General features: G+C 70.6%; 28 protein-coding genes. 21 read left to right on the top strand and 7 right to left on the bottom strand.

Annotated features, from left to right (window positions below; all coding sequences use genetic code 11):
- Positions 1-84 precede the first annotated feature (84 nt).
- From M0P34_RS03820 to ilvC, 9 genes are all read left to right on the top strand, one after another.
- Positions 85-939, top strand: coding sequence for a hypothetical protein (locus M0P34_RS03820; protein WP_291496554.1), 855 nt, complete (start codon positions 85-87; stop codon positions 937-939).
- Positions 940-945: 6 nt separating this feature from the next.
- Positions 946-1,650: an HAD family hydrolase gene (locus tag M0P34_RS03815; RefSeq protein ID WP_291496552.1), complete on the top strand. Its 705-nt coding sequence runs from the start codon at positions 946-948 to the stop codon at positions 1,648-1,650.
- 81 nt (positions 1,651-1,731) lie between these two features.
- Positions 1,732-2,022, top strand: a complete 291-nt coding sequence (locus M0P34_RS03810) for a YggT family protein (RefSeq protein WP_291496550.1) — start codon at positions 1,732-1,734, stop codon at positions 2,020-2,022.
- A 12-nt stretch (positions 2,023-2,034) separates the two neighbouring features.
- Complete coding sequence (locus M0P34_RS03805) at positions 2,035-2,541, top strand: DivIVA domain-containing protein (RefSeq protein ID WP_291496548.1); 507 nt, start codon at positions 2,035-2,037, stop codon at positions 2,539-2,541.
- 4 nt (positions 2,542-2,545) lie between these two features.
- Positions 2,546-2,839, top strand: coding sequence for a DUF167 domain-containing protein (locus tag M0P34_RS03800; RefSeq protein WP_291496546.1), 294 nt, complete (start codon positions 2,546-2,548; stop codon positions 2,837-2,839).
- A gap of 57 nt (positions 2,840-2,896) precedes the next feature.
- Entirely contained in the window at positions 2,897-3,124 is a 228-nt protein-coding gene (locus tag M0P34_RS03795; protein WP_291496544.1) for a DUF465 domain-containing protein, read from the top strand.
- Between the two features lie 2 nt (positions 3,125-3,126).
- A complete protein-coding gene (ilvB, locus tag M0P34_RS03790) occupies positions 3,127-4,824 on the top strand; it encodes a biosynthetic-type acetolactate synthase large subunit (protein ID WP_291496542.1) in 1,698 nt (565 codons plus the stop codon).
- 13 nt (positions 4,825-4,837) lie between these two features.
- Complete coding sequence (gene ilvN / locus M0P34_RS03785; RefSeq protein WP_291496540.1) at positions 4,838-5,317, top strand: acetolactate synthase small subunit; 480 nt, start codon at positions 4,838-4,840, stop codon at positions 5,315-5,317.
- A gap of 141 nt (positions 5,318-5,458) precedes the next feature.
- Positions 5,459-6,448 (top strand): ketol-acid reductoisomerase, encoded by a 990-nt coding sequence (gene ilvC / locus M0P34_RS03780; protein ID WP_291496556.1) that lies wholly within the window; start codon positions 5,459-5,461, stop codon positions 6,446-6,448.
- A 415-nt stretch (positions 6,449-6,863) separates the two neighbouring features.
- On the opposite strand, the gene M0P34_RS03775 is transcribed toward ilvC, so the two are convergent.
- Both M0P34_RS03775 and M0P34_RS03770 read right to left on the bottom strand, forming a co-directional pair.
- Positions 6,864-7,100: a hypothetical protein gene (locus M0P34_RS03775; RefSeq protein ID WP_291496539.1), complete on the bottom strand. Its 237-nt coding sequence runs from the start codon at positions 7,098-7,100 to the stop codon at positions 6,864-6,866.
- 133 nt (positions 7,101-7,233) lie between these two features.
- Positions 7,234-8,181, bottom strand: a complete 948-nt coding sequence (locus M0P34_RS03770) for a hypothetical protein (RefSeq protein WP_291496537.1) — start codon at positions 8,179-8,181, stop codon at positions 7,234-7,236.
- Positions 8,182-8,474: 293 nt separating this feature from the next.
- Here M0P34_RS03770 and M0P34_RS03765 point away from each other — a divergent pair, with 293 nt between their 5' ends.
- The 6 genes from M0P34_RS03765 to M0P34_RS03740 all read left to right on the top strand — a co-directional run bounded on the left by M0P34_RS03765 (position 8,475) and on the right by M0P34_RS03740 (position 14,513).
- Positions 8,475-10,691 (top strand): SulP family inorganic anion transporter, encoded by a 2,217-nt coding sequence (locus M0P34_RS03765; protein WP_291496535.1) that lies wholly within the window; start codon positions 8,475-8,477, stop codon positions 10,689-10,691.
- Positions 10,692-10,769: 78 nt separating this feature from the next.
- On the top strand, positions 10,770-11,558 hold the full coding sequence (locus M0P34_RS03760) for an arginine deiminase-related protein (protein WP_291496533.1): 789 nt from the start codon (positions 10,770-10,772) through the stop codon (positions 11,556-11,558).
- 18 nt (positions 11,559-11,576) lie between these two features.
- Positions 11,577-11,741 (top strand): hypothetical protein, encoded by a 165-nt coding sequence (locus M0P34_RS03755; RefSeq protein ID WP_291496531.1) that lies wholly within the window; start codon positions 11,577-11,579, stop codon positions 11,739-11,741.
- 73 nt (positions 11,742-11,814) lie between these two features.
- On the top strand, positions 11,815-12,636 hold the full coding sequence (locus M0P34_RS03750) for a transporter substrate-binding domain-containing protein (RefSeq protein ID WP_291496529.1): 822 nt from the start codon (positions 11,815-11,817) through the stop codon (positions 12,634-12,636).
- Between the two features lie 133 nt (positions 12,637-12,769).
- A complete protein-coding gene (locus M0P34_RS03745) occupies positions 12,770-13,780 on the top strand; it encodes an ABC transporter permease subunit (protein ID WP_291496527.1) in 1,011 nt (336 codons plus the stop codon).
- A gap of 1 nt (position 13,781) precedes the next feature.
- Positions 13,782-14,513, top strand: coding sequence for an amino acid ABC transporter ATP-binding protein (locus M0P34_RS03740; RefSeq protein WP_291496525.1), 732 nt, complete (start codon positions 13,782-13,784; stop codon positions 14,511-14,513).
- An 85-nt stretch (positions 14,514-14,598) separates the two neighbouring features.
- On the opposite strand, the gene M0P34_RS03735 is transcribed toward M0P34_RS03740, so the two are convergent.
- Positions 14,599-15,159, bottom strand: a complete 561-nt coding sequence (locus M0P34_RS03735) for a PilZ domain-containing protein (protein ID WP_291496523.1) — start codon at positions 15,157-15,159, stop codon at positions 14,599-14,601.
- Between the two features lie 25 nt (positions 15,160-15,184).
- A complete protein-coding gene (locus M0P34_RS03730) occupies positions 15,185-15,517 on the bottom strand; it encodes a hypothetical protein (RefSeq protein ID WP_291496521.1) in 333 nt (110 codons plus the stop codon).
- Positions 15,518-15,715: 198 nt separating this feature from the next.
- On the opposite strand from M0P34_RS03730, the gene M0P34_RS03725 reads away from it, so the two are divergent.
- Positions 15,716-15,961, top strand: a complete 246-nt coding sequence (locus M0P34_RS03725; RefSeq protein WP_291496518.1) for a hypothetical protein — start codon at positions 15,716-15,718, stop codon at positions 15,959-15,961.
- A 14-nt stretch (positions 15,962-15,975) separates the two neighbouring features.
- Here the strand turns inward: M0P34_RS03725 and M0P34_RS03720 are convergent, their stop codons facing one another.
- The gene (locus M0P34_RS03720; protein WP_291496516.1) at positions 15,976-16,410 is read right to left on the bottom strand and encodes a thioredoxin domain-containing protein; all 435 of its coding nucleotides are present in this window, start codon (positions 16,408-16,410) and stop codon (positions 15,976-15,978) included.
- Between the two features lie 93 nt (positions 16,411-16,503).
- Between M0P34_RS03720 and M0P34_RS03715 the strand changes: the two genes are divergently transcribed.
- Together M0P34_RS03715 and M0P34_RS03710 are read left to right on the top strand one after the other, a co-directional pair.
- Positions 16,504-16,773 carry a hypothetical protein gene (locus tag M0P34_RS03715; protein ID WP_291496514.1) on the top strand — a complete coding sequence of 90 codons (270 nt, stop codon included), beginning with the start codon at positions 16,504-16,506 and terminating at the stop codon, positions 16,771-16,773.
- 14 nt (positions 16,774-16,787) lie between these two features.
- Complete coding sequence (locus M0P34_RS03710) at positions 16,788-16,994, top strand: hypothetical protein (RefSeq protein WP_291496512.1); 207 nt, start codon at positions 16,788-16,790, stop codon at positions 16,992-16,994.
- 83 nt (positions 16,995-17,077) lie between these two features.
- Here the strand turns inward: M0P34_RS03710 and M0P34_RS03705 are convergent, their stop codons facing one another.
- Positions 17,078-18,004 carry a LysR substrate-binding domain-containing protein gene (locus tag M0P34_RS03705; protein ID WP_291496510.1) on the bottom strand — a complete coding sequence of 309 codons (927 nt, stop codon included), beginning with the start codon at positions 18,002-18,004 and terminating at the stop codon, positions 17,078-17,080.
- Between the two features lie 100 nt (positions 18,005-18,104).
- Here M0P34_RS03705 and M0P34_RS03700 point away from each other — a divergent pair, with 100 nt between their 5' ends.
- The 3 genes from M0P34_RS03700 to msrB all read left to right on the top strand — a co-directional run bounded on the left by M0P34_RS03700 (position 18,105) and on the right by msrB (position 19,657).
- The gene (locus M0P34_RS03700; RefSeq protein WP_291496508.1) at positions 18,105-18,500 is read left to right on the top strand and encodes a carboxymuconolactone decarboxylase family protein; all 396 of its coding nucleotides are present in this window, start codon (positions 18,105-18,107) and stop codon (positions 18,498-18,500) included.
- On the top strand, positions 18,497-18,952 hold the full coding sequence (locus M0P34_RS03695) for a hypothetical protein (protein ID WP_291496506.1): 456 nt from the start codon (positions 18,497-18,499) through the stop codon (positions 18,950-18,952). Before M0P34_RS03700 ends, M0P34_RS03695 begins: the two co-directional genes overlap by 4 nt.
- 117 nt (positions 18,953-19,069) lie before the next feature.
- A complete protein-coding gene (gene msrB / locus M0P34_RS03690) occupies positions 19,070-19,657 on the top strand; it encodes a peptide-methionine (R)-S-oxide reductase MsrB (RefSeq protein ID WP_291496504.1) in 588 nt (195 codons plus the stop codon).
- Between the two features lie 151 nt (positions 19,658-19,808).
- On the opposite strand, the gene M0P34_RS03685 is transcribed toward msrB, so the two are convergent.
- On the bottom strand, positions 19,809-20,211 hold a 403-nt coding region (locus M0P34_RS03685), incomplete at its 5' end, for a TonB C-terminal domain-containing protein (protein WP_291496501.1).

Below are 20,211 nucleotides of genomic sequence, written 5' to 3'. Positions count from 1 at the left end.
GGCCGCTGCCGCCGCTTCGCCCCCTGCCCGCGACCCGAGGACTGAGGCGCCGCCCGGCGCCGCAAGCCCCAACGAGGATTGATCATGGCCGAACGCACCGTGCTGATCCATTTTCCCGAACTGCTGCCCGCCTCGCGCGGGGCGGCCGTGCCCGGCGTGCTGCACCTGGACCCCGGGCTGCCCGCCGGACCGGAGGCCGGGGAGCGCTTCACGCCGCCGGACCTGCCCCTGGACGCGGCCACTGCCGCGCGCTGGCTGGCGCAGGCCACGGGCTACGCTGGCCTGTTCGCCCCCGGGGCCCTGCGCGCCGCCGATGCGGCGGCCAAGGCCCCCGGCGCGGACCCCTACGGCGATCCCGTCAGCGCCATCGTCGGCGAGCTGGAGGCCCTGGAGGGCCGGGGAACCCCCGGGCCCGCCCCGGCCGGGGAAGCTTCCGGCGACTCGCGGCTGCGCGCCCAGGCCGTGCTGCTGCTGGCCTGGGAGCGCGAGCGCGGGCTGGCCGAGGTCCGCGAGCTGGGCGCCGCCCACGGCGGGGCAGTGGAGCGGCTGGGCGCGACCCTGGGCCTGGAGCCCGAGGACATGGACGAGCTGGCCGCCGCAGGCGGGCTGGCCCTGGACCCGGCCCCCGAGGAGCCCTACGCCGAGCCCGGCCAGTGGCAGCCCGTTTTGGCGGCCATGCTGCGCCTGCTGCCCGCCGGGGCCGTCCTGTATGCGGACGCCGCGCCGGTGATCGGCTTCTGGCGCGAGGCCGGAGTGGCCCTGGAACCCGTGGCGGGCGCGCGGCTGGAGGCCCTGCTGCCCGGGGCGCCGGACGGAACCTGGTTCCTGGCCCGCTGCCCGGGCCGCGTGCTCATGGGCGCGGCCAGACCCCTGGCCGAGGCGCCCTGGCTGGACCAGGAGCGCGCGGTGCTGGTCCGCGAGGCCGGAGCGGGGGAGTAGGGGCCCATGCCGCTTTGCACCGACTTCACCGACCCCCGGCTCATGCAGGGGCTCACCGGGCTGGTCTTCGACTGCGACGGGGTGCTCTTCGACTCCTGGGAGGTCAACAAGGCCTACTACAACGCCATCCGCGAAGGGCTGGGCCTGGAGCCCATGGACGCGCAGATGGAGGAATACGTCCACGCCCACGCGGTCAACGAATCCGTGATCCGCATCACCCCCGAGGGGCGGCTGGCCGAGGCCCAGGCCGTGCGCGCCGGGCTGGACTACCGCGAGCTGATCCACCTCATGCTTCCGGCCCCGGGGCTGGTGCCCATGCTGGAGGCCGCGCGCGACGCGGGCCTGCGCCTGGGCGTGTTCACCAACCGCTCCTCGACCATGGGACTGGCGCTGGAAACCTTCGGCCTGGAGCACCTCTCCGACCCCGCGGTCACCGCGCGCGACGTGAAGCCCAAGCCCGCGCCCGACGGGCTGCGGCGCATCCTGAACCGCTGGCGCGCCACATCGGCGCAGGTGGCCTTCGTGGGCGACACGATCCTGGACCAGCGCGCGGCGCGCGGCGCCGGGGTGCGCTTTTGGGCCTACCGCGCCGAGGCCCTGCGCGCCGACATGCATGTGGACGACTTCTGGTGCCTGGGGCGGCGGCTGGCCAGCCTTGGGCGAGGCCCGGCGCACGGGCGTTCCCGGATGCCCGGCGGAAATTTCCCTTGATTCGTAATTGCGTCTGTGCGAACTGAATTGGTACCCGCGTTCGACTTCCCGTGCGCCCGCGGGGCCTGAAAGGAGGCTGCATTGGGATACTTCCTGCTGGCAGTGGCCAAAGTCCTCGGCATGGCCCTGAACCTGTACATGTGGATCGTCATCATTTCCGCGCTGCTGACCTGGGTCAACCCCGACCCCTACAACCCCGTGGTGCGCACCCTGCGCGGCCTGACAGAGCCGCTGTTCTACCGCATCCGCACCTGGCTGCCCTTCGTGCGCATCGGCGGATTCGACCTGTCGCCCATCGTGGTCATCTTCGCCGTGGTTTTCCTGGACACCTTCCTGGTGAACAACCTGGTGGCCCTGGCCCAGCGCTTCTAGCGGAGCCCCGTCATGAAAGTCAGCAAGATCGACGTGCTGAACAAGATTTTTTCCCGCTCGTTCCGGGGCTACAGCTGCGAGGAGGTCGACGCCTTCCTGCAGGAAACGGCCCAGAGCCTGGGCGACCTGGCCGAGGCCAAGGAAGCCCTGGAAGGGCGCGTGGCTGCCCTTGAGGAGGCCCTTGGCGAGCACAAGAGCCGCGAGGCCACCCTGCGCGACACGCTCATGACCACCCAGCGCATGATGGACGACATGAAGGCCAACGCCCAGAAGGAGGCCCAGCTCATCATCGACGCGGCCAACCAGAAGGCCGAGGTCATGCTGAACCAGACCCACCAGCGGCTGGCCCAGCTGCACGGAGACATCTCCGAGCTGAAGAAGCAGCGCACGCAGTTCGAAATCAAGCTGCGCTCCATCCTTGAGGCCCACCTGCGGATGCTGGAGGCGGACAAGGAGGAGCAGGAGAAGCTGGACGACGCGGAGTCGAAGCTGAAGTTCCTGACCAAGGCCGGGGCCTGACCCCGTGCCCTGCGGGGAGCCGGAATACGCCAGCCCCTGCGGCCCGGGCCTGTGGCGGGTGCAGGTCCGCGTGGTGCCCGGAGCCCGCAAGGACGCCGTGGACGGGGTCCACGACGGGCGGCTCAAGCTCCGCCTGACGGCCCCGGCGGTGGACAACAAAGCCAACAAGGCCCTGGTGGCCTTCGCGGCGCGGCTCTTTCAGGTGAAAAAAAGCGGCGTCAGCATCGCAGGCGGCGAGAAAAGCCGCGAAAAGACGCTGCTCGTAGCGGCAGAAACGTCGCCGTCCTGGCCAGCCTAGCGGAGCGCGAGGCGAGGCTGGCGGCGCGAACGCGCAACAACATAAGGAGAAGGATCCATGGAGAAGAAGGACCTCGACCTGATTGCCGAGATGGCCGACAAGAGCCCCGAAGTCAAGGCCCTGTGGGAAGAGCATCTCCTCTATGAAAAACAGTTGGAAAAGCTGGAGAAGAAGACCTACCGCACTCCCGAGGAGGAGCGCGTGATGAAGGAAATCAAGAAGAAGAAGCTCATGGGCAAGACCAAGCTGCAGAAGGTTCTGGACAGGCGTCTCGAGGAGGTCTGACCATGGAGCTGTCCGGGGCGCAGATACTCTTCGAATGCCTGAAACGCGAGGGCGTGGACGCGGTGTTCGGCTTCCCCGGCGGAGCCGTCATCGACATCTACGACGAGATGCCCAGGCATCCCGAGATCAAGCACTACCTGGTCCGCCATGAGCAGGGGGCCATCCATGCCGCCGACGGCTACGCCCGGGCCACGGGCAAGGTCGGCGTCTGCCTGGTGACCTCCGGCCCCGGGGCGACCAACACCGTCACCGGCATCGCCAACGCCTACATGGACTCCATTCCCGTGGTGATCTTCACCGGGCAGGTGCCGTCGCCGCTCATCGGCAACGACGCCTTCCAGGAAGTGGACATCGTGGGCATCACCCGGCCCTGCACCAAGCACAACTACCTGGTCAAGGACGTGGCGCGCCTTGCCGGGGTGATCAAGGAAGCCTTCTACCTGGCCCGCACGGGGCGCCCCGGCCCCGTGCTGGTCGACCTGCCCAAGGACGTGATCCAGGCCAGGACGGAGTTCAAGTATCCGCGCCAGGTGCGCATGCGCAGCTACAACCCCAACCTGACGCCCAACGCCAAACAGGTGGCCCGGGCGCTGGAGGCCATCCACAAGGCCGACAGGCCGCTGTTCTACGTCGGCGGCGGGGTGGTTTCCTCCGACGCCCACAAGGAGCTGACCTGGCTGGCCAAGAAGCTCAACGTGCCCGTGACGGCGACGCTCATGGGCCTGGGCTCCTTTCCCGGGGACGACCCGCTCTGGCTGGGCATGCTCGGGATGCACGGCACCTACGCGGCCAACCGCGCCGTGCAGGAGTGCGACCTGCTGGTGGCCGTGGGCGCCCGCTTCGACGACCGCGTCACCGGCAAGCTGGCGACCTTCGCCCCGGGCGCCAAGGTCATCCATGTGGATGTCGACCCGACCTCCATCCGCAAGAACGTGCGCGTGGACGTGCCCATCGTGGCCGACTGCCGCGAGACGCTGGTGGCCCTGAAGGCCCAGGTGGAGGCCGCAGGCGGCCCGGAAACCCTGCGCCGCAAGCGCCAGCAGTGGACCGAAACCATCAAGGCGTGGAAGATCGACCACCCGCTGACCTACAACGGCGCCGACTCCGGGGAGATCAAGCCCCAGGCCGTGGTGGAGACCATCTACGAGCTGACCAAGGGCGAGGCCATCATCACCACCGAGGTCGGCCAGAACCAGATGTGGGCCGCGCAGTTCTACAACTACCACAAGCCGCGCACCCTGCTGACCTCCGGCGGGCTGGGCACCATGGGCTACGGCTTCCCGGCGGCCATCGGCGCGCAGGTCGCCTTCCCCGACACCCTGGTCATCGACGTGGCCGGCGACGGCTCCATCCAGATGTGCATCCAGGAAATGGCCACGGCCATGTGCTACAACCTGCCCGTGAAGATCGTGATCCTCAACAACGGGTACCTCGGCATGGTCCGCCAGTGGCAGGAGCTGTTCTACAAGAAGAACTATTGCGCCACCTGCATGGACTGGGCGCCGGACTTCGTGAAGCTCGCCCAGGCCTATGGCGCCGAAGGCTATCGCGTCACGGATCCGGCCCAGGTCCGGCCCGTCCTGGCGCAGGCCTTCGGCAACGGCAAGCCGACCATTGTGGACGTGGTGGTCTCGCGCGAGGAGAACGTCTATCCCATGGTCCCTGCCGGGGCCTCGCTGCACGAGATGCTGCTGGTCTAGGAGGAGCGCGGCCATGAGACACGTCTTGTCCATTCTGGTGGAGAACGAGCCGGGGGTCCTTTCGCGGGTCGCCGGGCTGTTCAGCGGCCGGGGCTACAACATCGAAACCCTCAACGTGGGCCCGACCCTCGACCGCGAGGTGTCGCTCATGACCATCACCACCTCCGCCCCGGAGGTGGTCATCGAGCAGATCATCAAGCAGCTGCGCAAGCTGGTCACGGTCATCAAGGTCGTGGACATGAACGACCATATGGCCGTGGAGCGCGAGATGATGCTGGTCAAGGTCGGCGCCGAGGGCGAAAAACGCGCGGAGATCCTGCGCATCGTGGACATCTTCCGCTGCAAGGTGGTGGATGTCTCGTCCGACGAGCTGACCATCGAGGCCACGGGCGACCGCGGCAAGCTGGAGGCCATCATCGCGCTACTACAGCGGTTCGGCATCAAGGAGATCGCCAGGACCGGCGCGGTGGCCATGAAGAGGAGCATGCAGTAGGAATGACACCGCGCCGGTCGGGAGACCACCCGGCGCGCACGAGGTTTCGACCGATACGGAAATCAGCCGCGCGGGGAGCCTCCGGCGGCTGATTTCTCGTCTGCATTTTGGTTCAACCACAACGCTTTGGAGAGGATGACCATGAAAATCTATTACGACCAGGACGCCAACCTCGACCTGCTTGCGGGCAAGACCGTGGCCATCATCGGCTACGGCAGCCAGGGCCACGCCCATGCCCAGAACCTGCGCGATTCGGGCGTGAACGTGGTCATCGGCCAGCGCCCCGGCGGGCCGAACTACGACCTGGCCAAGGAGCACGGCTTCGAGCCCCTGTCCGCCGCCGAGGCCGCCAGGAAGGCCGACTGCATCATGATCCTGCTGCCCGACCAGGTGCAGGCCGCCGTCTACAAGGCCGACATCGCCCCCAACCTGGCCCCGGGCAAGGTGCTGTTCTTCGCCCACGGGTTCAACATCCACTTCTCGCAGATCCTGCCGCCCAAGGATGTGGACGTGGTCATGGTCGCCCCCAAGGGCCCGGGGCACCTCGTGCGCCGGGTGTACACCGAGGGCGGCGGCGTGCCGTGCCTGGTGGCCGTGCACCAGGACGCCAGCGGCAAGGCCCAGGACATCGCCCTGGCCTACGCCAAGGGCATCGGCGGCGCCCGCTCGGGCGTCATCGAGACCACGTTCAAGGAAGAGACCGAGACCGACCTCTTCGGCGAGCAGGTGGTGCTGTGCGGCGGCCTGACCTCGCTGATCCAGAAGGGCTTCGAGACCCTGTGCGAGGCCGGCTACCAGCCCGAGGTGGCCTACTTCGAGTGCCTGCACGAGGTGAAGCTCATTGTGGACCTGATCTACGAGGGCGGGTTGGCCAAGATGCGCCACTCCATCTCCGACACCGCCGAGTACGGCGACTTCACGCGCGGCCCGCGCATCGTCAACGACGCGGCCAAGGCCGAGATGAAGCGCGTGCTCCAGGAGATCCAGGACGGCCGCTTCGCCAAGGAGTTCATCCTGGAGAACGTGGCCGGGCAGGCGTCCATGCACGCCATGCGCAAGATGACCGCCGAGCACCCCATCGAGCAGGTGGGCGCCAAGCTGCGCGGCATGATGACCTGGCTCAAGAAGTAGCGCCCCGCGCGCATGATCGGAAAAGGCCGCACCCCCCGGGGCGCGGCCTTTTCGCGTTGGGCCGCGGGCCGGGAAGGGCTGAAGGCCGGGAGACGGGGGGATGCCGGCAGGTGGGCGGGGGCAAGGACCGGAAAGCGGGGCAGGCCGAAGGGCGGGGCCGGGAAGGCGGGGAGTCTCCGACAAGGCGGGAAAAGCGAGGGTCGGAAGGCCGGGCGAGGGCAGGGCGGAGCGGAGCGCGGGGGAGGCCGCCCGTCGCCCCCTGGCGCCCGTCCCCGTGCGCGGGCCTGTCCGGGCAGGCCACACGCGGGACGCCCCGGGGTCGCCTGCGGCGTGGCGTCCGGCCTGAAAGCACAGGGGGCTCCTCTTCCGGCCCGCCCCGGCCAGGGCGGGTGCGCGCGCCTTCCCTGGTCCGTCCCTAGAGCCTGTTCACCGTGTCGCCCGAGTGACTGAACGCCTTGCGGATCATTTTCCAGTATGTGCCCTTGTCGATGCCCACGCGGTTGCCGCAGGGGCACAGGGCCTCTCCCGCGGCCTCGATGCCCTCCAGCCAGCGCACGATGCGCGCCTTGTGGCAGCGCAGCACCTCGCCCTTGCCCAGCTTGTTGTATTTCCAGAGCTTGGCCCGGCACACGGCGCAACGGATGGTCAGCATGCCCCGGCCCTGCCTCCGCCCGGCCCCGGGCGCAGGCCGGTCCTGCAGGGCACGGCCGGGGAGCGAGGCAAAGGGCCGCCCCCAGAGGCGGCCCCTTGTGCCCGGCGGCCCTGCCCGGAGGGGACCGCGCTGTTCATTCCCCCCGCCGCAGCAGGGGCTTGGCGTCGAAGTATTCGGTCGTGCCCAGGGTCCGGGCGGTCTCCAGCTTGGCCAGGATGGTCACGTCCTGCGAATCCACGGGCAGGTCGTCGATGGCATCCAGGGTCAGGGGGCGCTGGCAGCGCAGGCGCAGGCCCGCGAGCTTGGGGTCGTCCAGGAAGGCGTGGATGCGCTCCAGCAGGTCCTGGTCCGCCGCCGGGAACAGCTCCCCGGCCAGGTTCTTGGCGAAGCCGGTCACGATGCGGCGCAGCAGGGGCGCGTTGGCCGCGTTGCCGTTGGCCGCGGCGTAGGCCGTGAAGAGCTTGTCCACAAGACCCCGGTCTTCCAGCTCCAGGGCCATGCCCGTGGTGGTCATCTCCTTCATGGCCTCCCGGGCCCGGGGGCTTTCGGGGCCGCCGTCCAGGTCGGGGGGCAGGTTCTGGAAGGCGCCGTCGAAGGTCAGGCGGTAGAGCCCGTGGGTGTTCACGGTCAGCTCCTGGAGTTCCACGGTCCGGGCGCCGGGGTCGTGCACATAGCGCATGTCGCAGTCGGCCAGGATTTCCTCCATCTCCAGCGCGTCCAGAAAGGCCTGGCCCTCGGCGGGGGCCTGGGGCAGGGGCAGGCGCGCCCCGCGCAGCTCCACCCGCGCGGCGTCGGGGAAGTCCCACCTGCGGCCGGGCAGCGGAGACAGGGCCGCGCTGTCGATTTTTGTCTCGCCCTGGGGCGTTTGCAGCGTCAGTTTCTGGAACTGGACCATCTGCGAGGACAGGACGTTGACCGTGCGTATTTTATAGGTCACGTCGACACCCTGGCTCCGGGCGCGGGCCAGGGCGTCGTCGACCAGGGCCGAGAGCTGGCGGTTCGCGTAGATCCAGCCCCCCAGGAGCAGGACGCCCGCCAGGGCCGCGACGGCGAGCAGGATACGCTTGTTTCGGGTGGTCATGAGGATGCGCCTTGCTGAAGGTTGCGGCACGGCCGGGCTGCCGGGCCGGGGCGTCCCTCGGGGCGCCGTGCCGGGTTTCGTAGCATTTTTCGCCCCGTCAGGGCCACCATGAATTTGCGGCCTTCCGAAGGGCGGGGCCGTCCGTCAGCAGGGGCCCCGGCGCCCGGCGACCCCGGCGCGCCACTCGCCGCAGCGCGGCCTTTTCGTTGCCAACTACCTGCAAAACGGGCACAGTGCCGCTGGCGCCGGGGCCGCCGGGCCCGCGCCACGCACGTCACCTCAAGGGGCGCCCCATGAACAGCCTGCGCGACATCCTCGCCGACCTGCGGTCCCCGCGGGCGCTCCCCGCCCTGAGCTACGGGGCGGTCATCGGCGTTCTGCTGGTGGTCATCGAAATCTCCCTGGCCAGCATGGTCTTCTCGGGCCCCCTGGCGCCCCTGGCGGCGCGCGGGGCGGGGCTCACGCTGTTCGGTGCAGTGGCCATGTCCCTGGCCTGCGCCCTGTTCAGTTCCTTCCCGGGGCTGGTCAGCCAGCCGCAGGACGCGCCCGCGGCCGTGCTGGCCGGGGCGGCCGCGTCCATGGCCGGGGCCCTGGCCCTGGCTCCGGCCCAGGCCCGCTTCGCCACCGTGGCCGCGCTCATGGCCTTGGCCTGCGTGGGCATGGCGGCGCTGTTCTTCGTCGTCGGCCGCTTTCGGCTGGCCAACCTGGTGCGCTTCCTGCCTTATCCCGTGGTGGGCGGCTTCCTGGCGGGCAGCGGCATCCTGCTGGGCCTGGGCGGCCTGGGCGTGATGACCGGGGTCGGCGCGGGCTTCGAGACGCTGGGGGCGTATTTTTCCTGGCCCGTCGCCCGGTTCTGGATTCCGGGTGCGGCCTTCGCCCTGACGGTGTTCGCCGCGCTGAGCCTGCGGCCCCATTTCCTGCTGCTGCCCGGGGCCATCGTCCTGGGGCTGGCGGGGTTCCACGCCTGGCTGCTGGCCACGGGCACGAGCCTGGAAGCCGCGCGCCAGGGCGGCTGGCTGCTGGCCGAGCTGCCCGCTGGCGGGCTGTGGCCCGCCCTCGGCCCCGCCGACCTGGCCCAGGTGCGCTGGGACGTGGTGCTGGCCCATGCGCCCGAGGCGTTCACGGCGGCCCTGCTGGCGCTGCTCGGGCTGCTGCTCAACGTGGGCGGTATCGAACTTGGCGCGCGGCGCGACCTGAACATGGAGCGCGAGATGTTCACCACCGCCGGGGGCGGGCTGCTCATGGCCCTGGGCGGCGGTTTTCCGGGCTATCCGGCCCTGTCCCTGTCGCTGCTCGGGCCGCGCACGGGGGTCGCCTCGCGGCTCATCCCCCTGGCCGCCGCCGCGGTCTGCGCCGGGGTGCTGCTGGCCGGCGGCGCCCTGCTGGCCTTGTTCCCCCGGCCGCTGCTGGGGGGGCTGGTCCTGCTCCTGGGGCTGCTGTTCGTCAGCGACTGGCTCGTGGGCGGCTGGAAGCGCCTGACGCGCGTGGACTACGCCATCGTGGCGCTCATCGCCGTGACCATCGTCCACTCGGGGTTCCTGACCGGGGTGGGCCTGGGGCTGGGGCTGGCGGTGCTGCTGTTCGTGGTGCGCATGAGCCGGGTGCCCGTGGTGGCCTGGGAGCGCAGCGGCGCCGAGGCGGCGAGCGCCCGCCACCGCCCAGTGACCGACCGCGTCCTGTTGCGCTCGCGCGGGGGCGACCTGCGCATCTTCGGGCTGCGCGGGTTCCTGTTCTTCGGCTCGGCGAACCTGCTTGGCGAGCGCGTCGGCGGCCTGTTGCGCGGGGGGCGCCCCCCGCGCTTCGTGGTCATGGACATGGCCGGGCTGGACGGCTACGACATTTCGGCGGTGAACACCGTCCAGCGCATGGCCCAGCGCGCCCAGGCCACCGGGGCCGTGCTGCTCCTGGCCGCCCCGCCCCGGGGGCTTTTCGGGCTGCTGGACGCCAACGCCAGCCCCGAGGCCATGGCCCATGTGCGCCCGTTCCCGGACCTGGACGCGGCCCTGGAATGGGCCGAGGACAGGCTCCTGGAGGAGGAGCACTCCGCCCTGGGCGCCGCCGGGCACGCCCGGCGCGACGCGCTTTTCGACATGGCCGCCGACGACGTGGCCCGGCACCTGGAGGAGATGGAACGCTTCGAGGCCCTGGCCGAGCGCCTGGGCCCGGCCCTGGAGCGCCGCGAACTGGCCAGCGGCGAGGAGCTGTTCCGCCAGGGCGAGGACCCGCACGGGGCCTACATGGTCCTGCACGGCGCCCTGGCCGTCATGGCCACTTATGGGCAGGGCGCGCCGCAGCGCATCCGCTCCCTGGGGCCGGGAACCCTGGCCGCGCCCATGGCCGCCCTGCGGGCCTATGTGGCCCCGGGCACGGCCGTGGCCGAGGGCCGCACGGTGGTCGGCCGCCTCTCGCGCGAGGCCCTGGCCCACCTGGAGGAGGCCGACCCCCGGACGGCCCTGGCCTTCCACAAGCTGGTGGCCCGGGCCCTGGGGCGCAGGGCCGAGGGCCGCTGAGGGCCGCGGGGGTTTACAGCGCTCTTCGGCCCGGATACAACCCTGCCTTCGTCACCGGATCGACAACTGGAGCCCTGCATGTTTACCCACGCCCTCGTCCGCGTTCCCTGCGAGAACTTCGCCTCCGGGCTGACCACTTCCGGCCGCCTGGGGGCTCCCGACTACAACCTGATGCTGCGCCAGCACGACGCCTATGTCGACGCCCTGCGTTCCCTGGGGCTGACCGTGATCACCCTGCCGCCCGAAAACGACTTCCCCGACGCCCATTTTGTGGAAGACACCGCCGTGGTGGTGCCCGAGGTGGCCGTGATCACCAACCCCGGGGCCCCGGCCCGCCGGGGCGAGGAGCGCACCGTCGCCCCGACCCTGGGGCGCTACAAGCGCCTGGCGCGCATCGAGGCCCCCGGAACCCTGGACGGCGGCGACGTGCTGCTGGTGGACCGGCGTTTCTTCGTCGGCCTGTCCGAGCGCACCAACGCCGAAGGCGCCCGCCAGTTCACCGAGATCATGACCGCCCGGGGCTACGCCGTGGACACCGTGCCCGTGGGCCAGGGGCTGCATTTCAAGTCCGGCGTGAACCACCTGGGCGGGCGCACCCTGCTGGCGACGCCGGACTTTGCCGGGCTGCCCGTGCTGGCGGGCTACGACGTGCTGGTCACCCCCGCTGGCGAGGACTACGCGGCCAACACCCTGTATGTGAACGGCACCCTGCTGACCCCGGCGGGCTTCCCCGGCGTGCGCCGCCTGCTGGACGGCCTGGGCCTGCCCGTGGTGGAACTGGACATGAGCGAGACGCGCAAGATGGACGGCGGACTGACCTGCCTGTCCCTGCGCTTTGCGGACCAGCCCGGAACCGGGGGCGCGTAAGGGCGCCCGGGAGGAGCCATGAAGACCCTCAAGGACCGCTACAGGCACGAGATCGTGGAGGTGCATTGCCCCATCCACAAGATTTCCAAGATCATTTCCCTGCCCGGGGAGAAGATGCCCGTGTGCCCGGTGTGCAAGAAGACCATGATCATCAAGGAAGTGCTCACCGAGGGCAAGTATTAGCGCGTGCGACCCCCGGCCCGGAGCGGCTCCGGGCCGGGGTCGGATAAACCCCTATCGTCAAGGAGTCACCCCCATGCAGTGCTTCAGGAAACTGATGCTGGCCGCGTTCTTCATCGCGGTGCTGGCGTCCCAGGCCTTCTGCGCAGACTTCGACCTGGCCCAGAAATCCACCGTGGAAACCATCCTCAAGCGCGGCGAGCTGCTCGTCGGCCTGGACGCGGGCTACCAGCCCTTCGAGATGGTGGACAAGAAAGGCGAGATCATCGGCTTCGACGTGGACCTGGCCAAGGAACTGGCCAAGGCCATGGGCGTCAAGCTGACCATCGTCAACACCGACTACGACGGCATCATCCCCGCGCTTCTGGCCGACAAGTTCGACATCATCCTCTCGGGCATGACGCTCACCCAGGAGCGCAACCTGCAGATCAACTTCGCCGAGCCCTACATCGTCGTGGGCCAGGCCGTGATCCTGAACAAGAAGCTCGAGGACAAGGTCAAGTCCTACAAGGACCTGAACGATCCCAAGTTCACCGTGGCCTCGCGCATCGGCACCACCGGCGAGATGGCCGTCAAGCGCATGATCCCCAAGGCCACCTACAAATCTTTCGACAAGGAAGCCGACGGCGCCCTGGACGTGGTCAACGGCCAGTCCGACGCCTTCGTCTACGACCTGCCTTTCTGCGTGGTCTTCATGGCCCAGCAGAACAGCCCGAACCTTGTCTTGCTCGACAAGCCCTTCACCTACGAGCCTCTGGCCATCGGCCTGAAGAAGGGCGACCCCGACTTCCTGAACTTCCTGAACAATTTCATGGCCCAGATCAGGGCCGACGGCCGCTACGACCGCATCTACGACAAGTGGATCAAGAGCACGAGCTGGTTCCAGAACGTGCAGTAGCCCCGCCCAGGGCGTTTGCCTGCGCCCCCGCGCGCCGCGACGCGGCGCGCGGGGGCGGCTTCGTGGCTCCGGCGGCCCGGGCCCCTCGCGGCCCCGCCCGGGCGGAGCACCCCAAACGGGAGCAGCAACCGACATGACTCTTTATTCCGGTTTGGACAAACCGCGCAGTCCCCTTTATCGCAAATTCTGGACCGGGGTCTTCCTCGCCGGGGTGGCCCTGTGCGTGCTGGGCATCTATGCGGCCACCCAGTATGTGGACTACACATGGCGCTGGTACCGTGTGCCGCAATATTTCTTCTATGAGGACGTGATCCGCGTCGTCGCCGAGATCGAGGGCGAGGTGGTGGACGTGGCCGCCCAGGGCAAGGACGCACTGGTCACCGTGCGCGAATGGGACGGCGAGGGCACCCAGGACTACCTCGTGCCCGCCGACGACGTGCGCGTGCACCAGGGCGATTTCGTCTATCCCGGCGACACCCTGGGCGCCCGCTCCCAGTGGAAGACCGGGCTGTTCCTCTCGGGCCTGTGGATCACCCTGAAGATCAGCGCCATCGCCATTGTCATCGGCATGGCCATCGGCATGCTCACCGGCCTTGCGCGCATCTCCGACAACCCGGCGTTCAAGTGGACGGCCATCACCTACATCGAGCTGGTGCGCGGCTCGCCGCTGCTGGTGCAGCTCATGATCTGGTACTACGTCATCGGCACCCTGGTGAACCAGATCCTGACCAACGCGGCCCTGCCCAAGGTCCCGACCTTCTGGTACGGCGCCCTGGGGCTGGCCATCTTCACCGGCGCATACACCGCCGAGATCGTGCGCGCGGGCATCCAGAGCGTGGACCTGGGCCAGATGGAGGCCGCGCGCTCCCTGGGCATGACCTACTCCCAGGCCATGCGCAAGGTGGTCATGCCCCAGGCCATCAAGCGCATCCTGCCCGCCCTGGCCGGGCAGTTCATCAGCCTGATCAAGGACTCCTCGCTGCTTGGCGTCATCGCCATCCGCGAGCTGACCAAGGTCACCCGCGAGGTGGTCACCGCCTCGTTGCAAACCTACGAGATGTGGATCGTCTGTGCGGTGCTCTACCTCGTCATGACGTTCACCCTGTCGCTGTTCGTGCAGCGTCTGGAGAGGAGGGCGATGTAGGATGATTACCGCAAAGAACGTACACAAGTACTTCTATGTTCCGGAAAAGATTCACGCGCTGAACGACGTGTCCCTGTCCGTTGCCGCGGGGGAGACGGTGGTGGTCATCGGGCCCTCCGGCTCGGGCAAGTCGACCTTCCTGCGCTGCCTGAACCGCCTGGAATACGCCGACGGGGGCGAGATCACCATCGACGGCATGGGTGTCCTGCATCCGGACAGCGACATCAACGCCATCCGCGCCGAGGCCGGCATGGTCTTCCAGCAGTTCAACCTGTTTCCGCACAAGTCGGTGCTGGACAACCTGGTCATGGCCCAGGTTGTCGTGCGCAGGCGCGGGCGCGACGAGGCCGTGGCCAAGGCCCGGGGCCTGCTGGCCAAGGTCGGCATCGCCGACAAGGAAAACGTGTATCCCGACCAGCTCTCGGGCGGGCAGAAGCAGCGCGTGGCCATCGCCCGCGCCCTGTGCATGGACCCCAAGGTCATGCTCTTCGACGAGCCCACCAGCGCCCTGGACCCCGAAATGGTCGGCGAGGTGCTCGACGTGATGAAGGACCTGGCCCGGGCGGGCATGACCATGGTGGTGGTGACCCACGAGATGGGCTTCGCCCGCGAGGTGGCCGACCGCGTGGTGTTCATGGACCAGGGCCGCGTGCTGGAGGTGGGCACTCCCGACCACTTCTTCCAGAACCCGGCCCACGAGCGGACCCGGCTTTTCCTGAGCCAGATTCTCTAGGCCGCACCGGCGCCCCCGGCCGGAACAGCACGGGCCGCATCCCCGCCGGGGGATGCGGCCCGTGTCGCGTCGCGCGCCGCGCGCCTCAGCCCAGGGCTTCGTACCAGGCCACGGCCCTCGGGGCGGCGCGCCCGGGCGCGGACGAGGCCGGGGCGGGCTGCGCGCACTCCCGGCAGACCACGGCCGCCAGCCTGTCCACCCCGCGCCCGCGCAGGGGGAACAGGTGCAGGCTGCGCGCGGCCCTGACGAAGCGCCCGCGGGCGATGAACTCCAGGGCCAGCTCAACGCCGCCCTCCACGCGCTGGTCGCGACGGACCTCCGCCAGCAGCAGCAGGGACAGGGGCTCCCCGTCCCCGGCCAGGCTCAGGCGCACCAGGAAGCGCCGCCCCGCGAAGGCCCCGGCCCGGGTGGCGTACAGCTTGCGGCTGGCGATGCGCAGGTTCATGCCGCTGGCCGAGAGGTTGGCCAGGTGCAGGTGATAGGCCCGGGAGGCGTCGCGGTCGAGCTGCGGCGCGCCGAGCTCGGCGGGATCGGCGATGTCGCCTGGCCCCAGGGTATCGGCGAACCACAGGGCCAGCCCCAGGACCCGGGCCGGAGGGATGGCGGCCCGGTAGTCGCGGCGCTGGGGTGCTGTGGCGGCGGTCATGGCGGGCAGGGGTGCGCGGCCGGGCCTAGCCGCGCCACTGCGTCCAGGGCAGCAGGTTGTTCTCGCGCAGGGTCCGTTGCAGGGCCGCGTCGGAAATATCCAGGGGCCGGTCCAGGGAGATGCCGCAATGCGTGTCGTCGGCCCAGACGACATGCCCCGGGCGTCCGGCCATGAGGTCGGCAAGGCCCACGGGCAGCTCGCCCAGGGTCACGCCGTCCCCGGGCGCGGGCTCGGACTCCGGCCCCGTGGGCAGCAGCGCGAGCAGCAGGCCGCTGCGGCTGACCGCCTCCAGGGTGCCCATGACCTCGTAGGCGCCCTTGAGGGTCAAGGTGACGAAACCGATGCCTTCGACGGTCATGCGCGGGCTGTGTCTGCGTTCTGTGTGCATGGGCGATCCTGCGGGAGTGGCTGTTTTTCGCGCAAGGCAATGGCCCATTGTATACCCACGCGGGCCTCCCCAGGTCAACGCCCGCGATGGTCCGGCAAAAAGCCCCGGGTCGCGGGGGCCTTGCCGGAAGCGGCTCCCTGGGCTAGGGTGGGGTCCGGAGGCCTCGGCATGTCCGCTTTTCAGCATCCCGTTCTCGTGGGCCGCGAAGCCTCGCAGGCCATCATGCGCTGGACCGTGCGGACCGGGGAGGAACTCGGCCTGTTCGACCGCACGGCCATCGGCTTCAAGGCGCTGCTTTCGGGTCGGCGCCTGGCCGAGGATGTCCTGCCCCGGCCGGGCGACCCGCAGCCCACCCCCGGGGCGGCCAAGGTGCCCGAGATCGTGGCGGGGGCCCTGCTGGACTCGCGCGCCTGAGGGCGCACGGCTGCCTACAGGGCGGCGCGGACCCAGGCCGTGATGTCCCCGACGGGCAGGGCGCCGCTGATGCGCGCGGCCTCGCGCCCCCGGCGGAAGAGGATCAGGGTCGGCACGCCGCGCACGGCGTGGCGCGCGGCCGCGTCCTGGGCGGCGCTCACGTCGCAGCGGGCCAGCAGCACGCCGGGGGCCAGCTCCCGGGCGGCCTGGTCGAACTGCGGGGCCATCATCCGGCACGGGCCGCAGCCCGGCGACCAGAAGTCGACCACCACGGGCAGGTCGTTGCGCGCGATGAAGCGCTCCAGCCCGGGGCCGTCCAGCTCCGCTGGCCGCCCGGGCAGCAGCTCCGCCCGGCAGCGGCCGCACACCGGGCCGCCGCCCAGCCGGTCGGCCAGCACACGGTTGACCCCCGCGCAGGCGGGGCAGGTGACATGCAGGGTTGCGGACACTTGACGCGCTCCTCGTTCTCGTGTGTTCTGCCAAAGGAGCTAATCATTCCCGGCGCGGGGGCAACCCCGGCCGGAGCAGACCGGAGGTGTGCCATGCGTCCGTCCGTATTGTTCATCGCCCTGGTCCTGGCGGCCCTGCTGGCCGCCCCGGCCCTGGCCGACACCGATGCCCTGGCCCGCAAGCGCCTGGACGCCCAGGAGCAGCGCATCCAGGCCCTGGAAACCCAGGTCCGGGCGCTGACGGTGCTGACCGAGGAGCAGGGCGCGCGCATCGCCGCGTTGCAGGCCAAGACCGAGTCGAACCTGACGCTCATCAAGGCCCTGGCGCAGGCGCTGCCCCCGGCGGCCCCGCCCGCGCCCTGACCCCGGCGGACCCCGTGTCCCAGCGCGAAGACCTGCTGGCCGTGTGGACGGCGGCCCGCCTGTCCACAGCCAGTTCCAGCGACATCTCGCGGGCCCTGCGGCGCTATGCCGACGACCTGCTGTCGGCCCGGACGCGCCACGAGCCGCTGGCCACCGACCTGCGCGAGCGCAAGACGGCCATCGAGGCCGAGGCCGGGCGGGTGTTCCAGGGCTGGGCCTGAACCCGGCCCCCGGCGCCCCGCGCCGGGCAGGGACGGAACCGCGTCCGGCGCGAGAAACCCCGCATGGCGGGGTTTTTCGCGTTTCAGGGCCCGGGGCTTGGCCTGGGCCCGGGGGCGCAGCCCTCGGCGTGGCTGGTCAGGACGGCCTCCACGAAACGGCGCACCAGCGGGGTCTCGTTTTCCGGATTCCAGGCCACGGAGAAGGTCACCAGGGGCAGGCGGCCCTCCAGGGGCCGGATGTGGACCCCGGCCCGGGGCACGCTGACCATGCCCCGGGGCAGCAGGGTCACGCCCAGCCCGGCGGCCACCAGGGCCGTGGTGGTGTGCTTGACCAGCGAGACGTGCAGCAGGTCGGGGCAGACTCCGGCCTCGCTGAAGGCGCCCACGATGGCGTCGTAGAGCTGCGGGTTGGCGTGGCGCTGGAAGATGAGCAGCGGCTCGCCATCCAGGTCCGCCAGGGGCACCACGGCCCTGGCGGCCAGGCGGTGGCCCTCGGGCAGGGCCAGGACGTAGGGCTCGCTGGCGTAGTGGCGGACCACCAGCCCCTTGGCGTGCTTCTGGAACAGGCGCACCACGCCCACATCCAGCCTGCCCTCGCGCAGCATGGCCAGCTGCTCCATGGAGTTCAGCTGGTCGAGCTGGACGCGCACCTGGGGGCTTTCCTGACAGAAGGCGCGGATCAGGCAGGGCAGGCGCCCGCCCTCCAGGGCCGGGCCCACGAGCCCGATGCGCAGCATGCCCCCGTCGCCCCGGGCCATGAGCCCCACGGCGCGCGCGGCGTGGTCCGCCCGGGCCAGGATGGCCCGCGCCTCGGGCAGGAAGACCCCGCCTTCCGGCGTCAGGGTCACGCTGCGGCTGGTGCGCGCCAGCAGCGGGGCTCCCAGCTCGTCCTCGAGCCTGCGGATGGACTGGGACAGGGGCGGCTGGGAAATGTTCAACCGCTGTGCGGCCCTGCCGAAATGCAGCTCCTCGGCCACGGCCACGAAGTGGCGCAACTGGCGCAGCTCCATATTGATATGCTCCGCGTCTTGATAGCCATTTCAAAATATATTGGATGTCTTGATAAGCCGGGCGTAGCGTCGCGTCAAGTGTCGAGCCAAGGAGGTGCGCATGGACGACCAACGCTACGCCAGGGGACTGGAACGACTGGGGCAGATCGACGGGGACGCGGGGCGCAAGGTCCTGGATTCCCTTGCCGGGTTCGCGCCGGACCTGGCGCGCTATGTGATCGAGTTTCCCTTTGGGGACGTGTATTCGCGCCCGGGGCTTGGCCTGCGCGAGCGCGAGATAGCCACCGTGGCCGCCCTGGCGGCCCTGGGCAACGCCGCGCCGCAACTGGCGGTACACGTCCACGGCGCGCTCAACGTGGGCGTGCGGCCCGCCGAGATCGTCGAGGTGGTCATCCAGATGGCCGTTTACGCGGGGTTCCCGGCGGCGCTGCGCGCTGCGGCCGTGGTCCGCGAGGTGTTCCAGGAACGGGGGGTGGAACCATGCGCCGGGGCGTGACGCTGTGTGCCCTGGGGCTGGCGCTGGGCGCGGCCCTGGGGCTGGGGGCCTGCCGGGGGGCCGATGGCGCGGGGCCCGGCCCGGGGCGGGCCGAAGTGCTGGAGGGCCTGGGCCGCCCCCAGGCCCTGGCCCTGGATGCCCACGGGCTGCTCTATGTGGCCGACGCCCAGAGCGGGCGGGTGGCCTGCGTCATGGCCGACGGCCAGCGCCTGTGGCTGGACGCGGGCCACGGCCTGCCCGCCGCCCCGGGCGCCCTGGCGCTGGACCGGCGCGGGCGCCTGGTGGCGGCCGACACGGCGGCCGGGGAGGTCGTGCGCCTGGAGCCCGGCGGAGTCCGCTCGGTGCTGGCCGCCGGGCTGGCCGAACCCGTGGCCGTGGTCTGCGACCGCGACGGCGGGGTGTGGGTGGCCTGCCGGGGCGACGGCACCGTCCGGCGCGTGGCGGCCCGCTGACGCGCCCCCGGGGCACGTCCGTCCGGCCCCCGGGGGCGCCGGGCACGGGCATTTGACGCGCCGGGCATTCGTGCTGATTCTTGGTGCATGGGGCGCACAGGCGCCCCGGGAGAGATCATGGACACCAAGACGGCCATCATTGCCCTGGCCCTGCTGGCGGCGGCGTCCTGCCCGCCGTCGGCCCTGGCCGGGCCGCACGGGGCGGGAGCGCCCGCCCGGGAGGAAACCATGCGCCACGACGACACTGCCGCGCCTTCGGGCTGCGGCCCGGCCGACAGGCAACGGCTCCGGCAGACCCTGAGCCCGTTGCAGTATCATGTGACCCAGGAGGGCGGCACCGAGGCGCCCTTCGACAATCCCTACTGGAACGAGCACCGCCAGGGCATCTATGTGGACGTGGTGTCCGGGGAGCCACTGTTCGCCTCCACGGACAAGTTCGACTCCGGCACGGGCTGGCCGAGCTTCACCCGCCCGCTGGCCCCCGAGGCCGTAACCGCCCACGAGGACCATAGCCTGTGGGCCGTGCGCACCGAGGTCCGCAGCCGGGGGGCGGGCAGCCACCTCGGGCACGTCTTCGACGACGGCCCGGCCCCCACGGGGCGGCGCTACTGCATCAACTCGGCGGCGTTGCGCTTCATCCCCCGCGAGGAGATGCAGCGCGAGGGCTACGCGGATCTGCTGCGCCTGTTCGAGCCCGGACGCTGATTTCCGGCTGGGCTTAAAACGCATCGGGCCAGGGCCGGGCACGCCTGCCCTCGGGGAGCCTGGGCCGTGCCGGAACACCCGGACCGGCAACCCCTTGCAGGCCGGGCTGGCGGGCCGAAACGGCGAGGCGAAGAGCCCGTCCGGGTGAACCTCAGCGCAGCCCGTACTGGTATTTGACCTGCAAAAGGATGGGGATGTCGCCCCGGCCCAGGAGGGCGGGGCGGCGCACCGTGCCGCTGGCGGCGGCGATGGCCTGGCGCGCGGCGGCGTCCAGGGCCGCCGAGCCGGAGCTTTGGCGCAGGACGGGGGCACTGAAGGTGCCGTCGCCAAGGCTCATGAAAGCGAAGGTGGCCACGCCGATGAGGTCTTCGTTCCCGCCGTCCAGCCTGCGGGCGTGCACGGCGGCCGCCACGGCGTCGAGGTAGTCGAAAAAGGCGCGCCGCCTCTGGTCGGCCGCGCGGCTTTGCTCCATGTAGCCGGGGGGCGGGGCTTCCATGCCGATGCCCCCCGCCTGCCCGTCCACGGGCGCCACGGCCAGGGAGTCCATCTCGATC

It is taken from the genome of Desulfocurvus sp., assembly GCF_023230885.1.
Classification (GTDB): domain Bacteria; phylum Desulfobacterota; class Desulfovibrionia; order Desulfovibrionales; family Desulfovibrionaceae; genus Desulfocurvus.
The sequence above is the reverse complement of the archived record's forward strand: the minus strand, read 5'-3'. Positions and strand labels throughout refer to the sequence as shown.

Bases quoted from the DNA above. Each gene is read 5' to 3' on its own strand.
- M0P34_RS03820 (WP_291496554.1), top strand. From the start codon at position 85: ATGGCCGAACGCACCGTGCTGATCCATTTTCCCGAACTGCTGCCCGCC.
- M0P34_RS03815 (WP_291496552.1), top strand. From the start codon at position 946: ATGCCGCTTTGCACCGACTTCACCGACCCCCGGCTCATGCAGGGGCTC.
- M0P34_RS03805 (WP_291496548.1), top strand. From the start codon at position 2,035: ATGAAAGTCAGCAAGATCGACGTGCTGAACAAGATTTTTTCCCGCTCG.
- M0P34_RS03795 (WP_291496544.1), top strand. From the start codon at position 2,897: ATGGAGAAGAAGGACCTCGACCTGATTGCCGAGATGGCCGACAAGAGC.
- ilvB (WP_291496542.1), top strand. From the start codon at position 3,127: ATGGAGCTGTCCGGGGCGCAGATACTCTTCGAATGCCTGAAACGCGAG.
- ilvN (WP_291496540.1), top strand. From the start codon at position 4,838: ATGAGACACGTCTTGTCCATTCTGGTGGAGAACGAGCCGGGGGTCCTT.
- ilvC (WP_291496556.1), top strand. From the start codon at position 5,459: ATGAAAATCTATTACGACCAGGACGCCAACCTCGACCTGCTTGCGGGC.
- M0P34_RS03775 (WP_291496539.1), bottom strand. From the start codon at position 7,100: ATGCTGACCATCCGTTGCGCCGTGTGCCGGGCCAAGCTCTGGAAATAC.
- M0P34_RS03770 (WP_291496537.1), bottom strand. From the start codon at position 8,181: ATGACCACCCGAAACAAGCGTATCCTGCTCGCCGTCGCGGCCCTGGCG.
- M0P34_RS03765 (WP_291496535.1), top strand. From the start codon at position 8,475: ATGAACAGCCTGCGCGACATCCTCGCCGACCTGCGGTCCCCGCGGGCG.
- M0P34_RS03760 (WP_291496533.1), top strand. From the start codon at position 10,770: ATGTTTACCCACGCCCTCGTCCGCGTTCCCTGCGAGAACTTCGCCTCC.
- M0P34_RS03755 (WP_291496531.1), top strand. From the start codon at position 11,577: ATGAAGACCCTCAAGGACCGCTACAGGCACGAGATCGTGGAGGTGCAT.
- M0P34_RS03750 (WP_291496529.1), top strand. From the start codon at position 11,815: ATGCAGTGCTTCAGGAAACTGATGCTGGCCGCGTTCTTCATCGCGGTG.
- M0P34_RS03745 (WP_291496527.1), top strand. From the start codon at position 12,770: ATGACTCTTTATTCCGGTTTGGACAAACCGCGCAGTCCCCTTTATCGC.
- M0P34_RS03740 (WP_291496525.1), top strand. From the start codon at position 13,782: ATGATTACCGCAAAGAACGTACACAAGTACTTCTATGTTCCGGAAAAG.
- M0P34_RS03735 (WP_291496523.1), bottom strand. From the start codon at position 15,159: ATGACCGCCGCCACAGCACCCCAGCGCCGCGACTACCGGGCCGCCATC.
- M0P34_RS03730 (WP_291496521.1), bottom strand. From the start codon at position 15,517: ATGACCGTCGAAGGCATCGGTTTCGTCACCTTGACCCTCAAGGGCGCC.
- M0P34_RS03725 (WP_291496518.1), top strand. From the start codon at position 15,716: ATGTCCGCTTTTCAGCATCCCGTTCTCGTGGGCCGCGAAGCCTCGCAG.
- M0P34_RS03715 (WP_291496514.1), top strand. From the start codon at position 16,504: ATGCGTCCGTCCGTATTGTTCATCGCCCTGGTCCTGGCGGCCCTGCTG.
- M0P34_RS03705 (WP_291496510.1), bottom strand. From the start codon at position 18,004: ATGGAGCTGCGCCAGTTGCGCCACTTCGTGGCCGTGGCCGAGGAGCTG.
- M0P34_RS03700 (WP_291496508.1), top strand. From the start codon at position 18,105: ATGGACGACCAACGCTACGCCAGGGGACTGGAACGACTGGGGCAGATC.
- msrB (WP_291496504.1), top strand. From the start codon at position 19,070: ATGGACACCAAGACGGCCATCATTGCCCTGGCCCTGCTGGCGGCGGCG.